The organism is Bacillus sp. CECT 9360, from assembly GCF_918741275.1.
GTDB lineage: Bacteria > Bacillota > Bacilli > Bacillales > DSM-1321 > Peribacillus.
In genome coordinates, this window is sequence record NZ_CAKKNA010000007.1 from 84,421 (window position 1) to 98,796 (window position 14,376).

General features: G+C 42.0%; 14 protein-coding genes. 11 read left to right on the forward strand and 3 right to left on the reverse strand.

The window, feature by feature from the left end; all coding sequences use genetic code 11:
• Positions 1-40: 40 nt before the first annotated feature.
• Positions 41-460, reverse strand: coding sequence for an organic hydroperoxide resistance protein (locus tag LQ216_RS10265; RefSeq protein ID WP_230129215.1), 420 nt, complete (start codon positions 458-460; stop codon positions 41-43).
• 220 nt (positions 461-680) lie between these two features.
• A complete protein-coding gene (locus LQ216_RS10270) occupies positions 681-884 on the reverse strand; it encodes a cold-shock protein (RefSeq protein WP_230129216.1) in 204 nt (67 codons plus the stop codon).
• Positions 885-1,226: 342 nt separating this feature from the next.
• Here LQ216_RS10270 and LQ216_RS10275 point away from each other — a divergent pair, with 342 nt between their 5' ends.
• From LQ216_RS10275 to LQ216_RS10310, 9 genes are all read left to right on the forward strand, one after another.
• Positions 1,227-1,682, forward strand: a complete 456-nt coding sequence (locus LQ216_RS10275) for a hypothetical protein (RefSeq protein ID WP_230129217.1) — start codon at positions 1,227-1,229, stop codon at positions 1,680-1,682.
• Between the two features lie 91 nt (positions 1,683-1,773).
• Positions 1,774-1,899, forward strand: a complete 126-nt coding sequence (locus LQ216_RS20365; protein WP_290369261.1) for a hypothetical protein — start codon at positions 1,774-1,776, stop codon at positions 1,897-1,899.
• Between the two features lie 414 nt (positions 1,900-2,313).
• Positions 2,314-3,891, forward strand: a complete 1,578-nt coding sequence (locus tag LQ216_RS10280) for a peptide chain release factor 3 (RefSeq protein ID WP_230129218.1) — start codon at positions 2,314-2,316, stop codon at positions 3,889-3,891.
• Positions 3,892-4,057: 166 nt separating this feature from the next.
• Positions 4,058-4,657 carry a glycerol-3-phosphate acyltransferase gene (locus LQ216_RS10285; protein WP_230129219.1) on the forward strand — a complete coding sequence of 200 codons (600 nt, stop codon included), beginning with the start codon at positions 4,058-4,060 and terminating at the stop codon, positions 4,655-4,657.
• Positions 4,632-6,242, forward strand: coding sequence for an aminotransferase class V-fold PLP-dependent enzyme (locus LQ216_RS10290; RefSeq protein ID WP_230129220.1), 1,611 nt, complete (start codon positions 4,632-4,634; stop codon positions 6,240-6,242). Before LQ216_RS10285 ends, LQ216_RS10290 begins: the two co-directional genes overlap by 26 nt.
• Positions 6,239-8,083, forward strand: coding sequence for an LTA synthase family protein (locus LQ216_RS10295; protein WP_230129221.1), 1,845 nt, complete (start codon positions 6,239-6,241; stop codon positions 8,081-8,083). Before LQ216_RS10290 ends, LQ216_RS10295 begins: the two co-directional genes overlap by 4 nt.
• A gap of 153 nt (positions 8,084-8,236) precedes the next feature.
• Entirely contained in the window at positions 8,237-8,938 is a 702-nt protein-coding gene (locus tag LQ216_RS10300; RefSeq protein ID WP_230129222.1) for a sigma factor-like helix-turn-helix DNA-binding protein, read from the forward strand.
• Between the two features lie 30 nt (positions 8,939-8,968).
• Positions 8,969-9,550, forward strand: coding sequence for an ATP-dependent Clp endopeptidase proteolytic subunit ClpP (clpP, locus tag LQ216_RS10305; protein WP_230129223.1), 582 nt, complete (start codon positions 8,969-8,971; stop codon positions 9,548-9,550).
• 235 nt (positions 9,551-9,785) lie between these two features.
• Positions 9,786-10,085: a hypothetical protein gene (locus LQ216_RS10310; protein WP_230129224.1), complete on the forward strand. Its 300-nt coding sequence runs from the start codon at positions 9,786-9,788 to the stop codon at positions 10,083-10,085.
• A 134-nt stretch (positions 10,086-10,219) separates the two neighbouring features.
• Here LQ216_RS10310 and LQ216_RS10315 read toward each other — a convergent pair whose 3' ends face one another.
• Entirely contained in the window at positions 10,220-11,398 is a 1,179-nt protein-coding gene (locus LQ216_RS10315) for an FtsW/RodA/SpoVE family cell cycle protein (protein WP_230129225.1), read from the reverse strand.
• A gap of 212 nt (positions 11,399-11,610) precedes the next feature.
• Here LQ216_RS10315 and LQ216_RS10320 point away from each other — a divergent pair, with 212 nt between their 5' ends.
• Both LQ216_RS10320 and LQ216_RS10325 read left to right on the forward strand, forming a co-directional pair.
• Positions 11,611-12,711, forward strand: a complete 1,101-nt coding sequence (locus LQ216_RS10320; RefSeq protein ID WP_230129226.1) for an SDR family oxidoreductase — start codon at positions 11,611-11,613, stop codon at positions 12,709-12,711.
• Positions 12,712-12,723: 12 nt separating this feature from the next.
• Positions 12,724-14,295 carry an aldehyde dehydrogenase family protein gene (locus tag LQ216_RS10325; protein WP_230129227.1) on the forward strand — a complete coding sequence of 524 codons (1,572 nt, stop codon included), beginning with the start codon at positions 12,724-12,726 and terminating at the stop codon, positions 14,293-14,295.
• Positions 14,296-14,376: the final 81 nt, after the last annotated feature.

The following is a 14,376-nucleotide window of genomic DNA, read 5'->3' on the forward strand; positions in this document are numbered from 1 at the left end:
AAGCAGCCTGATTGGCCGCTTTGCCTTCCTATAATAATGATCACACCACAATAATCGTTACATTAATATTATCTCTAGTCGCCTTTGAATAGGGGCAGACCTGATGAGCTTTCTGGGCGAGGCTTTCCGCTTCTTCCTTGCTTACCCCGGGAATGGAAACATCCAATCTTACGGCCAATTTGAAGCCGTCGTCTGCTTCGTCTTTTCCTATTGTTACATTGGCGGTTACTTGGGTATTGTCTGCCTTTACCTTTTCTTTTCGAATTACCAGATTTAAGGCACTGTCATAACATGCTGCGTAGCCAGCGGCAAATAGCTGTTCCGGGTTTGTTGCTTTTTCCCCAGAGCCTCCCAGTTCCTTAGGCATTCTGACCTGGAAATTAATGATGCCGTCCTCTGATTGCACATGGCCCTCTCTTCCCCCGGAAGCCTTGACTGCGGTTGTATATAAAGGTTTCATTCATAACATCTCCTTATCGATAAGATACATTATTTTTCCCTAATCATTTTTTTTATAAACACGGCCGATAAAGCTCTATAAGATATCTTTGTTTGATATTTGGCTAATTCGTGTGAAACCCTGGTTTCACACGAATTAGCCAAATAACAGTATTTTAACAGCGTCAAACAAAAAGAATGCTACCCGAAAGTAACATCCTTGTCTAATGGTTTGGTTAAGATTACAATTTAACAACGTTTTTAGCTTGAGGTCCGCGGTTGCCTTCTTCGATTTCGAATTCAACTTCCTGGCCTTCGTCAAGCGTCTTGAAGCCATCTCCTTGAATCGCGGAAAAGTGTACAAATACATCATTTCCATCTTCTGCTTCGATAAATCCAAAACCTTTGTCGCCGTTGAACCATTTTACTTTACCTGTTACTGTCATGCAATAAATCCTCCTAAAATAAAAACAATATTTAATGTGTCAATTTTATTTTTCTTTTCGAAAAATAATGATTCACACATTATCAAGCATCATAGGCGTGATATATTTTTTCCTCTGCTGTTTGATAATATGTGAATGTTCAATCCTCTTCTATTCTCTCCTGTCAGTAAACTCTTATGCAGTAAATTTATTACCTTAGAACAGCTAATAATCTTTTACCCCAAATTAGAAATTCTAAACCTATTTAAGAAAAATTTTTAAAAAAATATCTAAAATATGGAGTTATTTGAATGTTTAAGATCTGGGGTAACGGATAGACTTGCGGATAAAGGAGGCTTACATATGAAAAAGTTACTTGTAATGATCATGACCGCGGTGTTTTTTTTGGGAGGCTGTATGTCGGAACAGGACCAAGGTAAAGAGTTGAAAACATCGAAAGATATTGAAGTGATGCAACAGACACATGCATCGGATAAAGCTAATTCTGAAGAAAGCGACGACATTGTGCTTGGGGTAGATAAAGTGCTGTCAATCATTAAAGAAGTCGAAACTGCAATGGAAAACTCGGCAGATCCAAAACGGCTTCATGCAATCGGTCAACAAATGGAGGAAGAATGGGACACTATTGAGAAGAAGGTAGAAAAGAAGTTTCCCGTGGATTACAAAAGCATTGAAGAAAGCTTATATCCTTTAATAGCTGAGTTAGGAAAATCACAGCATGATTTAGCCAAGATCAAAGATTTAAGTGATCAGACAAAAGCCAAGCTTGATCTTTTTAAAATAAAAGCGAAACAATAGCGAAGCATTCTTCGCAAAAGATCCACCTTCCTGATTATGTTTTCCCGCCTTATGAACCGGGTAAGGACATAGTAAGAAAGGATGATGAAAGATGGCAAGAGGTATTATGAAACGATTGATGGTTGCCGCTGTTCCATTGGTAATTAACGAGGTTAGAGAGTATATGAAAAACAAGAAGAAGACGAAAAGAATCCAAAAAATGAATATGATGAAGTAAAAGGCGCTTATAGCAAGCGTCTTTTATTTTTTTTTGAAGAAAGTATAACTTTTATAATTTTGACAGAAGTCTAGCTACGACGTACAGGACGTACTAGTGCCGACGTTGCCACACGACGTGGCGCTCTTAGTCGTTCTTATTTTCCTTACAGGGCGCTTGCGCTTTTCTAATATAGGTGAAACGATATTTCATCCTTGGGATATAGCCAAGGGAGAAGGCATTGTGATATATTACTTTAAGTGTGAAATGTAACAGAAACTGCACCTGATATATATTATTATTGTAACTTAGTTGAAAACTATTTGAATGATACGTGAAGAGAGAAGGCAAAAAATCCGATGTAAAATTTCGTTGCCCGTGTGGCTACATGTTAAATATATATTAGGACTTTAAATAAAGGTGGGTATTTATTTTATGGATAATACATTACGTGATGAGGTTCAGTCTCGAAGAACTTTCGCGATTATCTCTCACCCGGATGCCGGGAAAACGACCTTGACGGAGAAGCTGCTATTATTTGGGGGAGCGATCCGTGATGCTGGTACGGTGAAGGCAAGAAAAACAGGGAAATATGCGACAAGTGACTGGATGGAAATCGAAAAGCAACGGGGAATTTCAGTAACATCCTCTGTTATGCAATTTGATTACAGTGGATTTCGGGTCAATATTCTGGATACACCGGGTCACCAGGATTTCAGTGAAGACACGTACCGAACGCTGATGGCGGTCGATAGCGCGGTAATGATTGTCGATGCCGCTAAGGGGATTGAGGATCAGACGATTAAATTATTTAAGGTTTGTCGAATGAGGGGCATTCCAATTTTTACGTTTATTAATAAAATGGACCGACAGGGTAAATCACCGTTGGAATTGCTTGCAGAGCTCGAAGAAGTTCTTGGCATCGAGTCTTATCCGATGAACTGGCCGATCGGAATGGGGAAAGATTTTGTCGGGATCTATGACCGTTTCAATAACAGAATTGAGCAGTTCAAGAGTGATGGAGGGAATCGTTTTCTGCCGCTTGATGAAGAAGGAGAACTGGCTGGTTCGCATGAGTTAAAGGATTCCCAGCTTTATGAACAAACACTTGAGGAAATCATGCTGTTATCTGAAGCAGGCAATCAATTTTCCGAAGAAAGAATTGCGAAAGGGGAACTAAGCCCGGTCTTTTTTGGAAGTGCTTTGACTACATTTGGAGTGCAAACTTTTCTTGATGCATATTTGAAGTTTGCACCAGCCCCACAGCCCCGCGAGGCGACGACCGGTGAAGTAAATCCTGTCGGTGGAGATTTTTCCGGATTTATTTTCAAAATACAGGCTAATATGAACCCTAAACACCGGGATCGGATCGCTTTCTTACGTATTTGCTCCGGCAAATTTGAACGGGGAATGAGTGTTTTTCTGAGCAGAACCGGAAAGCCCATCAATCTTTCGTCATCCACCGGGTTTCTCGCGGATGATCGTAATACGGTCAACGAAGCGGTGAGCGGGGATATTATCGGACTTTATGATACGGGGAACTATCAGATTGGCGATACGATCACGACAAGTAAAGATATGTACCAGTTTGAACGCCTGCCACAGTTTACTCCGGAGTTATTTGTCCGGGTCACTGCGAAAAATGTGATGAAGCAAAAGCATTTTCATAAAGGGATCCATCAGCTTGTTCAGGAAGGGGCCATCCAGCTGTTTAAAACAGTAAGAATGGAAGAATACCTTCTTGGTGCTGTCGGACAGCTCCAATTTGAAGTGTTTGAGTACCGCATGAAGAATGAATACAATGTAGAAGTGGTCATGGAACGGGTCGGAAGCAAGATCACACGCTGGGCCGAGGATGAGAAGATCGATGAAAATCTTCACAGCTCAAGAAGCATCCTCGTTAAAGACCGTTATGACAAATACGCTTTTCTTTTTGAAAATGAATTTGCCTTGCGCTGGTTCAATGATAAAAACCCGGATATAAAATTGTATAATCCAATGGACCTAAGATAATCGAAAAAGACTCGTGCCTTAAGCTGGCACGTGTCTTTTTTTAATGCCACGAGGGTCCCACTGTCCCTAATATTTTACCTGTTATGCATAGGGATTATGTTATATAATGGAAAGATAAAGAGTCATTTGGGGAAAGTAGGTAAAAGTTATTCTGAATTCATTTATTATGATCATTTCTTATGCACTTGGGAGTGTGAATGGCGCTTATTATGTAACCAGATTTATGGCCGGGAAAGATATTCGTCTTCTTGGAAGTGGAAATGCAGGTGCGCGAAATGCTGGTAGGCAGGTTGGAAAAAAGGGTTTTGTTTTGACGTTGATCATTGATATTAGCAAAACCATGCTTGCACTTTTGATAGCGAACTTTCTTACGGATGGCGATGATATGGCGCTCATCTTAGGCTCAGCAGCGGTTTTGCTTGGCCACCTGTATCCTGTTCAGCTCCGCTTTCGCGGCGGGAAAGGGGTAGTCGTTTTTTTGTCAGCCACCCTATTTCTAGTGCCGGAAGCGATACTCGTTACTGGAATAATAATGGGAGTCGGTTATCTGTTGTTTCGTAAATTTACTGTTCTAGGGCTCGTCGCTTTATCGACTATCCCTATTTCTTCATATTTCTTCACTAAGAATTGGGTTTATATAATCGGCTTGCTATTATTGCTTATAGGAGTCATCCTTTCACACACAAAGAAGGGAACCTCGGGGTCCCCCCCATCTTCAACTACGCAAAGGAGCGATACAGATGGAATCATTAGATCTTATTTATAAAATAGCATCAGAACGTGATGAGTTTGAACAGATCCACAAATTGAATTATCAAACCTTTGTCGAGGAAATACAACAGCATAACCGAAACGAGCAGTCCAGTCTGGTTGACCGTTTCGATCATGAAAATACATATATTATCGCAAAGAAACAAGATGAAGTCGTCGGCATGATATCCGTGCGGGCAAAGCGTCCGTTCTCCCTAGACGAGAAAATAAACAACCTTGATGATTTTCTTCCTGATGGAGCCGTTCCATGCGAAGTCAGGCTTCTTTCCGTTAAAAAAGAATTCAGAAAAAGCTATGTCTTTTATAAACTGGTCGAGCTATTGGTATCCTACTGCCTTGAGCAGAAATACAATATGGCAGTTATTTCAGGTGTTGATAGACAAATTAAACTATATAAAAGAATCGGGTTCCAGCCATTTGGTAGTTTGATAGGACAAGGAGATGCAAAGTTTCAACCGATGTTTTTGACTAAAGAACAATTTGAAAATTCCACGAAGGCTTTTAAGCGGATGATGAATCGAAAGGCATCAGTCGCGAAGCAGCTGAATTTCCTACCGGGTCCAGTTCCTGTTCATGAAGAAGTCGAAAGGGCTTTTGCGAGTCAGCCTATCTCTCACCGTTCGCTGATTTTTCTTGAAGAAATGAAAGAGGTTCAGAGTAAGCTTTGCCACTATGTGAATGCTAACTTTGCTCAAGTGATTGTCGGCACAGGCACGCTCGCGAATGAATTCATTGCAGCACAACTGACGAGAATACATGGAAAAGGACTGGTGCTTTCGAATGGGGAGTTCGGCAATCGGCTCATCAATCATGCGCGGCGATCCCAGCTCGATTACCATACGCTCGAAAAGGAGTGGGGTGAGCCGGTAACGGTGGATGAAATCGAAAACTATCTCCGAAATCATCGCGAAATAAAATGGCTTTGGACTGTCCATTGCGAAACGTCGACAGGTTATTTATACGATTTGGCAGGAATACTGGACGTCTGTAAAAAGTATGGCGTGGAGCTTTGTCTTGATGCATGCAGTTCGGTTGGAGTAATCCCGGTTGATTTAAAAGAAGTTTATATTGCGGCGACAGTGAGCGGAAAGGGTTTAAAATCATATCCTGGATTGGCGGTTGTGTTTCATAGGGATGAAATCACACCTGATCAATCGCTGCCGCGCTACATCGATCTCGGTTTATACTTTGTTAATGGTAGCGTGCCTTTTACTCATTCTTCCAATCTTGTTAAAGCGCTCAATGAGGCCCTCAACTGGCACCATGCGATTATTCTCCCTTCATCAGAAAGAATAAGGGAATACTTTAAGGAACAGGGGCTGGATGTTATGGGTGATCATACGTATTCACCAGGCGTGGTTACGATTTGCCTTCCGCCGGATATTTCCTCCAGGGAGATTGGTGACAGGATGAAGCAGAAAAATATTCTTTTAAGCTATGAAAGTGATTATTTGTTGCAAAGAAACTGGATTCAGGCTGCTTTTATGGGCGTTCAGGATATGGAATCGCTGCCATATCTCGCTGCAGTGATAAAACAAGAAGCCAACGGGATTATGAAAGAATGGCCGGCCGCTCTATGAATAGCAGGAAAGGAATAAAAAGAAGTTCATATACCCTTTTACTTTTTTGCCTGCTCACGCTGTGGCTGAAAACGGTTATGGTTTCTTTTATTGGCTTTGAATTGCCGGTACATGGTGTAATGGACATTTTGCTTATCCTTGTTAATCCGATTGGATCTTTGATATTCCTGCTTGGATGTAGTTTTTTCTTTCGCCGCAAGCTGAATCGCAGAGTATTGATCACGATCATGGTTTTGGTCACCGGACTTCTTTATGCTGATTTATTATATTATCGCTTTTATATCGATTTTGTAACGGTATCCATTCTTTTTCAATTTAAAAATGTGGGAGGTATCGGACCGAGTACATTTGAATTGATGAAAGGCTGGGACCTGCTCCTGTTTGCCGATATTTTCGTCGCCTGGTGGCTTAGTCGATCAGGGGATAGTGACGTGTTACCTATTCCTTCAAAAACGAAGCAGCGATGGATTATTGCGGGAGCTGCAATGATCTTACTAACGGCTGGGCTTGGTCTAAGTTCATTCTCACATGCATCCTATAATCGCAGCGAGATGGTCAAAACAATCGGCCCGTACAATTATCATCTCTATGATATCGCAATCGGATTCCGTTCGCCGATTGACCGGGCCTTTGCGGACAAATCGGATGCTTCTACTATGAAAGAATATCTGTCAGGGAAGGAAAAGGAAAAGTCTGATTTATTCGGGGTTGCTAAGGGTAAGAACCTCGTATTGATCAGCATGGAATCAACGCAGGATTTTGTTATTAATCAAAAAGTAAATGGGGAAGAAATCACGCCATTTTTAAATAAGCTGGTTAAGGAGAGCTATTACTTTAATCAGATTTACGACCAAACGGCGCAGGGCAAAACGTCCGATTCGGAGTTCATGATCGATACCGGACTTTATCCGCTGTCTGGCGGTTCTGTTTTTGTCCGCAGACCCGAAAATACATTCCAAAGCCTTCCTAAAATCCTGAAGGAAAACGGGAATTATTATGCCGCTTCCTTTCACGGAAACGATCCATCGTTTTGGAACAGGGAGCAAATGTATGCCGCGCTTGGTTATGACCGTTTTTTCTCAAAACCGGATTATCACGTAACAGACGATAATTCAGTCAATTACGGCATTAAGGACATTCCGTTTTTTGAACAATCGATTGAGCATCTCGAAGACCTTCCCGAGCCTTATTACGCAAAGCTGATTACCTTGACGAATCATTTTCCGTTCTTGTTGAATGAAGAAGACCAAATGATTGCGGCTGCAAATACGGACCAGGGGGTTGTGAACCGATATGTGACGACCGTACGCTATCAGGATGAAGCGATTAAAAGCCTTTTCAGCGGGTTGAAAGCGAAAGGAATGTATGAAGATACCGTGTTTGTTCTCTACGGGGACCACTATGGCATTTCAGAGAAATATGAAGCAGCATTAACTGAAATGCTTGGTGATGAACCTAATGAAGTCAATCATACGAAATACAGGCAAGTACCACTCATCATTCATATTCCTGGGCAGTCCGGCAAAACCATCGATACCATAGGCGGGGAAATCGATATCCGGGAAACCTTGCTCTCTTTATTGGGAATTGAGACCGGGGAATTTATGTCATTCGGGCATGATTTGTTTACAAGAAACACCGAACATCCCGTCATTTTCAGGGATGGAAGTTTTGTCAGCGACCAGGCAATCTATAAGGACAATAGTTGTTTTGATAAAAAAGCGGGCGAGCAAGCAAGCCTCAAGGACTGTGAGAAGCATCAGGAATCAGTAAGGAATGAGCTTGGTTTATCGGATGAAATTATTTATGGCGATTTATTGAGATTCATGGATATTCACTAACTTTTCTTTCAACATATACGTATAAAGAGGTTTCCCCGAGCAAAAAAAGAACGTAATGCAAAGAGGACATTTTTATAAAAATTACACTCCCCGTATCTTTTCAAACCATTGAAACGTTTGAAAGATAGAGAGGTGATAAAGGAGTGAGCAACAATGAGCGAAAAGCTTGGTGAGTGGATAGGAATTAACCGGAAAACAGAGGAAAACAGCATTGTGGAGTTGTATCCGTCCTTGCAGAAATACTGCCGATTTCTTTCGCAAAATAAATGGGATGGTGACGATATCGCCCAGGAAGCGATCCTGAAGGCTATCAGTCATTATAGGAAGGATGTCAGTCCGGCGCTGTTAAATAAAATCGCCTATAACCATTGGATTGATACGCTTCGCAAACGAAATAATGAATTGCTTGAAGACATGCCCGAATTGGCACAAACGGGGCAAGAAGACAAAGTAAATGCTGTAATGGAAGCGATTGAGCTTTTAAGAAACCATTTTACCCCGAAGCAAGCGGTTATTTACACCTTAAAAGAAGCGTTTCAGTACCGTGCAAATGAAATTGCGGATATTCTGGAAACAACGGAAATGGCGGTAAAGTCTGCGTTACACCGGGCAAAAACTAGACTGGAAAATAAAAAGCTGAAGGAAGAAACGCGTACCCTGGAGGCGTACTGGGATGAAGAAACAGACATACAGCTTTCGTCACTCATCTACGAAGCTTTGAAATATCAGGACCCTGAAATCCTGATCCAGGCCATCCCGTCGATTAAATCCTTAAAAGCTGATAAAACCACTCCTATGCTCATTCGTTCTTTTGCCAAAAATGCTCCTTCAAACGCCCTCTGTATGGCTGCATAGCCAAGAAGTACAGACAGGGAGGAATATTTTATGAGTGCAATACCTTATGTAATCGAACAATCAAGCCGCGGTGAACGGTCTTATGATATTTATTCCCGTTTATTAAAAGACCGGATCATCATGATTGGCGATGAAATCAATGATGCCCTTGCGAACAGTATCGTTGCCCAGCTTTTATTTCTGGAAGCAGATAATCCGGAAAAAGACATTTCACTTTATATCAATAGTCCGGGCGGGTCGACTTCAGCCGGATTCGCGATTTTTGATACGATGCAATATATTAAGCCGGATATTAGAACCATCTGTACAGGAATGGCCGCTTCTTTCGGGGCGATGCTGCTAATCGCCGGCACCAAGGGAAAACGCAATGCCCTTCCGAATAGCGAAATCATGATCCACCAGCCGCTTGGGGGAGCAAGAGGTCAGGCTACGGAAATCGAGATTTCCGCGCGAAGAATCCTGAAGCTGAGGGAACATATTAATTCAATTATTTCCGAACGGACCGGCCAGCCAGTGGAAAAAGTAGCCAGGGATACGGACAGGGATTATTTCATGAGTGCGGAAGAAGCGAAGGAATACGGGATCGTCGACGAGATCATCCTGCCTAAATGACCGAAAGAAATAGAGGCGATAAACAGGTGCTGCAAACGCGGCTCCTGTTTTTTTCTTTAAATATGCTAGTGAAGGAAAACTTTGGCTGGTGCTACACCTGATACTTGATGTAAAGTCTTATAAAAATGGAAAGTTTTTTAGGGAAAGGATATACATGGTAAAGGGATGTAATTTATGTGGGATTCATTTCAAGCTTTATGAACAAGGATGCTTTTACATTGAGGATAAGCACCGAATGAATATCCGGGAGTGTTTTCCTGGTGGATTTCAAAAAGATACAGGCTTCTTTATACCTTATGATTCCAAACCCATGCTTTCCGAGGTGATCGCTACCTTGATTTCATTACCTGATGTGGAATTGCTTCAATGCACGTTAATAAAAAAGATGGAGAAGCCGTTATTCGTCTATCCCTTCAAAGAAATTGCGGAAAGGATTGAAAAGAACGAGATCGTACAAATCATACAATCGACTGACTTCAACGGATATTTCCAGCCGATTGTGTCGCTTAAGGTCAGAAAAGAGGCTATCGCTTGAAGTCCATTCTTGTCGATGCGGTAAATAAAGCGAGAAAACTTCCTCTTGTGGCTGAAAATGGAATTCTCATTACTGATGAGATATTATTAAAAAAATATTTTAAAAAAAGCAGTCGGAAAACTCCGCCTGCTTTTTTACATACTTTTATCAGCTTGCTGCACTACTTCCTTTTGTTCCAATAAGTTCATCCGCATGATCACATTTTGCATAAGACCGACGGATATCATTAACAGCAGCAACGATGAGCCTCCATAGCTGATGAATGGGAGGGTGATTCCAGTAATCGGAATCAATCCGGTAACACCGCCAATATTGACGACAACCTGTATCCCAATCATGGAGGATATGCCAATCAACAGCAGGCTGCCGAATGGGTCCTTGCATCGCGCCGATAATACAAAGCCTCTTAATACGATGAAGCCAAGGGTCAGCAAAACAAAAAGTACACCGAAAATGCCAAGCTCTTCAGCAATGATGGCGATGATGAAATCTGTATGCGCCTCCGGCAGATAGCCGTATTTTTGAACGCTATCACCGAGTCCGACCCCCATTATCCCGCCTGAGCCAATCGCGAGTAATGAGTTTGCCAGATGATAGCCCTCGTCATTTTCTTTTTCGAACGGCTCGGTAAGGCCGGTGAATCTCGATAGTCTTTCCTCTGAAATGACTTCGGAAGAATTTCCGGTTATCACTACAGCAAAGCCAATGATGCCCGCCACCAATAAAAATATCAATACCAGTTTTACTATACTTTTCAGGTTCATCCCGGAACAAAGAATAATCGTGGCTGCAATGGCCAGTACGATTAAGGCGCTTCCGTAGTCAGGCTGAAGGATGATCAGGAAACAGATGCCTGCCAGAAAAACAATTGGAGGGATGACCGCTTTATCAAGATTATTGATCCTGTCCTGTCTTTTTCCATAAATCGCCGCGAGATAGATGATAATTGCAAGCTTTGAAAATTCCGCAGGCTGCATGCTCCTCGCGCCTAGCTTGAACCAACTCGTAGCACCTCCGGCAGTGTGTCCGAAAATGTATACGACAAGGAGAAGCATGGCAATGCCTCCCATCATGACCATCAGGAATATTTTATGTTTATATAATTTATATGGCAGTATCGAGACAAAGAGCATCACGATAAAAGATAATATTAAGGCATTCTTTTGATTTTGAAAAAAGAAATCCATTTCTTTTTCGTAACGGGCCACTGCTGTAATCATACTTGAACTGTAAACCATGACTAATCCAAATAGGGAGAGCAGCACAACAGCTATGAATATGGGGTAATCATAAGCTTTAAATATTCTTTTCAATTGTGCATTCACCTCTTATGTATAAAACATACTTTGAAAGTACTTATTCTTATATAGTAACGGAAAAACCTGCTTAATCATAATAAAATTTTTCTCCATTTTTATTTTAAATAACTAACTTTTTCAGAATTTTCTAACTACAATTTGACTAACGAAAGAAGTTTTACTATTATGTACGTAATCGTACTAATAATTTTTTAGGGGGAATTATAATGGAACATGTCTATTTTTTTACCGGTTTTCCTGGATTTATATGCAATCAGCTGATCAGAGAGCTCTTAAAAAGAGACGATTATTTTACAAAGGCCTATATGCTCGTTCTGCCAAGCCAAAAAGAGACTGCCGCCTATGAGATTACAAAGATTAAACAAGAAATGCAGGGAACGATTGCCGAATTTGTGATTGTAGAAGGAGATATTACAAAAGAGGGGCTTAAAATCCCGCGGGAAATGAATGATCATTTTCGATCGGAAGTGACCCACGTATTTCATTTAGCTGCGATCTACGATTTAGCGATTGATGAGAAAACGGCTCAGCTTGTAAATGTAAGCGGTACCAAGAATGTGAATGACTGGGTCCGTGGATTGGATAACCTTGAGAGGTATGTGTACTTTAGTACAGCATATGTTGCCGGTATCCGCGAAGGTAAATTATACGAGCATGACCTTGTCGAACCCGAGGCTTTTAAAAATCATTATGAAAAGACCAAATATGAAGCAGAAGTTTTAGTGGAGGAAATGAAAAAGGAGAAGCCGGTAACCATTATAAGGCCGGGAATCGTAAAAGGCCACTCTGCGTCGGGTGAAACGATTAAATTTGATGGCCCATACTTCATCTTAAACTTCCTTGACAGGTTAAGCTTCCTGCCGATATTCCCGAAAATTGGTAGGGAAACTGGATGCGTCGTCAATATGGTTCCTGTTGATTACATTATACAAGCAACTTCTTATCTGGCATTATATAAGGAAGGAGCTGGCAAAACCTATCACTTAACTGATCCGAATCCTCATACAGCAACCGAGATATATGAATTATTTGTCAATGAACTATATAAGCGGAAGCCTAAAGGTACGCTTCCTCTAGCCGTAAGCAAGGGGCTTTTGTCCATCAAACCGGTGAGATCGTATTTGGGAATTGAAAAGGAAGCTTTGGATTACTTTACGTGGAAGGGCGTATTTGACTGTACCCAGGCCCAGACGGATTTAAAAGGATCAGGAATCGTTTGTCCAAGGTTCAGCGACGGTGTCCCTGCGATGGTTGACTTTTATTTGAAAAATAAGAAAGAGCAGAGGTACCAAATTCAAATTAGATAGGGGAGAGCGGTTATGATCGACTTAAATACGAAGCAAAAGGTGTACTCTCCGGCAACAGGTGAGGAAATCGGGGAAATGGTCGAAACGCCACTTACGGAAATTGCTTTTTTATATAAACGCGCGAATCAGGCTTTTCAGTCCTGGTCACAAACGACTGTTTCGGAAAGACTCGTCTATTTAAAGAAATTACGGCTCTTGATGGTCGAAAAGATGGATGAAATGGCGGAAATCATTTCAAAGGATACGGGCAAGGCAAAGACCGAGGCAATCGTCGCTGATATCATGCCGACTTTGGATGGAATCCTCCATATAGAAAAGCATGCCCGGAAATCACTGGCCCGAAAAAAAGCATCCACACCGCTCATACTTATCGGAAAAAAATCGTTTATTGATTATATGCCTCGCGGAACTGTACTTGTGATTTCGCCGTGGAATTATCCGCTTATGCTGGCGATGGTTCCGATATACAGTGCAGCGGTCGCGGGGAACTCTGTCATTGCGAAGCCGTCAGAAATAACACCCCTTGTCGGGCAATATATGGAACAGCTGTTTTTGGAGGCTGGTTTTCCGGAAGGGGTCATTCAATTTGCCCATGGCGGAAAGGAAGTAGGGGCAGCGTTATCAGAACAAACTCCCGATTATATCTTTTTTACCGGTTCGGTAAGGACAGGGAAAATCATTGGGGAAATGGCGGCGAAAAAACTGATTCCTTGCACGCTGGAGCTCGGTGGAAAGGACCCGATGATTGTTTTTGCGGATGCCAATTTAGAACGGGCGGCGAATGGGGCTCTATGGGGGGCCTTCACCAATAGCGGGCAGACCTGCATGAGTGTTGAGAGGGTTTACGTAGAGCGACCTATCTATGAAGACTTCCTCGCTATGCTGAAGAAAAAGACAAAAGCACTTAAGCAAGGGGCGACACTTGCTGATGATGTCGGTTCCATGACATTTCCACAGCAGGTGGATATCGTCGCTGACCATATCCAGGATGCCCTTGCAAAAGGAGCCGTATTGGAGACAGGCCAGGACCCGAATCAATGGAAAATCGACAACAAGCTGTTCCTTCCGCCAACGATATTATCAAATGTGGATCATTCGATGAAAATCATGACAGAAGAAACCTTTGGTCCTGTATTGCCTGTCATTCCTTTTGACACGGAAGAAGAAGCGGTCAGGTTTGCCAATGATAGTGAATACGGACTGAATTCAAGCGTGTGGACATCCGATGATTCGAAGGCAAACAGAGTGGCTGCAAGGTTAGTCACCGGTGCTGTCGTTATTAATGATGTACTCGTGTCCGTCGCTAATCACAGCCTGCCGTTTGGTGGAGCAAAGCAAAGCGGAATCGGCCGGTACCATGGCGATAACGGCCTCCGAATGTTTTGTCATGAAAAAGCGATTGTTAAAGACTCAGGTACGAGGAAGTCTGAGATCCAGTGGTACCCTTATAAAGGGAAATACGAACTTTTTTTATCCTTATTCAAAGAGTATTTTTCAGGGAAAACGAATTGGGCTCGATTCGGACAGATTTATCTTAAATTGCTGAAAGGGTCTGGGGGGGCCCCTCCTGCCAAAAAACGATAGACAAGTTTGATTAGTATCTCAGAACAAACTTAAATTTGGCTTTTTAAGATAAAATAGTGTTAAAAAAACATTTCGGCTTAT

Excerpts from the sequence above, each read along its gene's own strand:
- LQ216_RS10265 (WP_230129215.1), bottom strand. The coding sequence starts at position 460 with ATGAAACCTTTATATACAACCGCAGTCAAGGCTTCCGGGGGAAGAGAG.
- LQ216_RS10270 (WP_230129216.1), bottom strand. The coding sequence starts at position 884 with ATGACAGTAACAGGTAAAGTAAAATGGTTCAACGGCGACAAAGGTTTT.
- LQ216_RS10275 (WP_230129217.1), top strand. The coding sequence starts at position 1,227 with ATGAAAAAGTTACTTGTAATGATCATGACCGCGGTGTTTTTTTTGGGA.
- LQ216_RS20365 (WP_290369261.1), top strand. The coding sequence starts at position 1,774 with ATGGCAAGAGGTATTATGAAACGATTGATGGTTGCCGCTGTTCCATTG.
- LQ216_RS10280 (WP_230129218.1), top strand. The coding sequence starts at position 2,314 with ATGGATAATACATTACGTGATGAGGTTCAGTCTCGAAGAACTTTCGCG.
- LQ216_RS10285 (WP_230129219.1), top strand. The coding sequence starts at position 4,058 with ATGATCATTTCTTATGCACTTGGGAGTGTGAATGGCGCTTATTATGTA.
- LQ216_RS10290 (WP_230129220.1), top strand. The coding sequence starts at position 4,632 with ATGGAATCATTAGATCTTATTTATAAAATAGCATCAGAACGTGATGAG.
- LQ216_RS10295 (WP_230129221.1), top strand. The coding sequence starts at position 6,239 with ATGAATAGCAGGAAAGGAATAAAAAGAAGTTCATATACCCTTTTACTT.
- LQ216_RS10300 (WP_230129222.1), top strand. The coding sequence starts at position 8,237 with ATGAGCGAAAAGCTTGGTGAGTGGATAGGAATTAACCGGAAAACAGAG.
- clpP (WP_230129223.1), top strand. The coding sequence starts at position 8,969 with ATGAGTGCAATACCTTATGTAATCGAACAATCAAGCCGCGGTGAACGG.
- LQ216_RS10310 (WP_230129224.1), top strand. The coding sequence starts at position 9,786 with ATGAATATCCGGGAGTGTTTTCCTGGTGGATTTCAAAAAGATACAGGC.
- LQ216_RS10320 (WP_230129226.1), top strand. The coding sequence starts at position 11,611 with ATGGAACATGTCTATTTTTTTACCGGTTTTCCTGGATTTATATGCAAT.
- LQ216_RS10325 (WP_230129227.1), top strand. The coding sequence starts at position 12,724 with ATGATCGACTTAAATACGAAGCAAAAGGTGTACTCTCCGGCAACAGGT.